Raw genomic sequence first — 786 nt, forward strand, 5'->3', positions numbered from 1 at the left:
GTTCGGACCGCGCCACGTTGCTCGGCTGGACCGCTGGTCTCGGCACCGACATCAAGCTGACCGACAATGTCTTCGGTCGCGTCGAGTATCGTTACACCGACTTCGGCAGCAAGAGCTTCGATGGCATCGGCAAGGTCAAGGCCACCGACAACCGCGTCACCTTCGGCGTCGGTATGAAGTTCTAAGTCGTTCAAGCCACGACACGAAAAAGCCGGGCCTCGCGCCCGGCTTTTTTTATGCTCGCGTGATTTCCGGGTAAATCTATTCGGGTAATGGGCGGTCAACCGGGAATGCAGGGCTTCAGTTCTGGAAACTTCTCGTCGAAGCGTGCCGCCCACCGCGTCAGCCGGGCGCGACCCTTCTCCCATTTCCCGGCAAAGCGCAGCGCGAGATAGCCAAGGCAGGCGCGCAGCGCCATCTGGCCGGCGGTGATCTTTTTCGGCAGCTTCGGCGGGTTGGCGTTGAGCAGGTCGAGTGCCGCCGTGATCTTCGCCCACTGGCGATCGAGCCAGGGCTGATAGACCATCTCCTCAGGCCGCGTGCGCCGTTCATAGACCATCGACAGCGCACAGTCGCAAATGCCGTCGGCCAATGCCTCCAGCACTTCTGCCTCGAGCCGCTTGTCGGGATTGCGTGGAAAAAGCGCGCTCTTCGACAAACGGTTGAGATGCTGGGTGATGGCGCGACTGTCATGGATGGAGCGACCGTCGTCGAGCACCAGAACCGGAATCTTGCCGAGCGGGTTGGCGATCATCAAGTCGGCCGGCTTCTCCTCGGTCTTGATCG

At 61.3% G+C, this 786-nt stretch carries 2 protein-coding genes; one reads left to right on the forward strand and one right to left on the reverse strand.

What is annotated here, in order from left to right; genetic code table 11:
* Nucleotides 1-185, forward strand: a 185-nt coding sequence (locus EN925_RS38110; RefSeq protein ID WP_164894782.1) for an outer membrane beta-barrel protein, incomplete at its 5' end; no start/stop codon positions are given.
* Nucleotides 186-280: 95 nt separating this feature from the next.
* On the opposite strand, the gene EN925_RS38115 is transcribed toward EN925_RS38110, so the two are convergent.
* Nucleotides 281-786: glutathione S-transferase family protein (locus EN925_RS38115; protein WP_164894783.1), on the reverse strand; the 506-nt coding region annotated here is incomplete at its 5' end.

The sequence above is a fragment of the Mesorhizobium sp. M7A.F.Ca.US.006.04.2.1 genome (assembly GCF_004022915.1).
Taxonomy (GTDB): Bacteria; Pseudomonadota; Alphaproteobacteria; order Rhizobiales; family Rhizobiaceae; genus Mesorhizobium; species Mesorhizobium ciceri.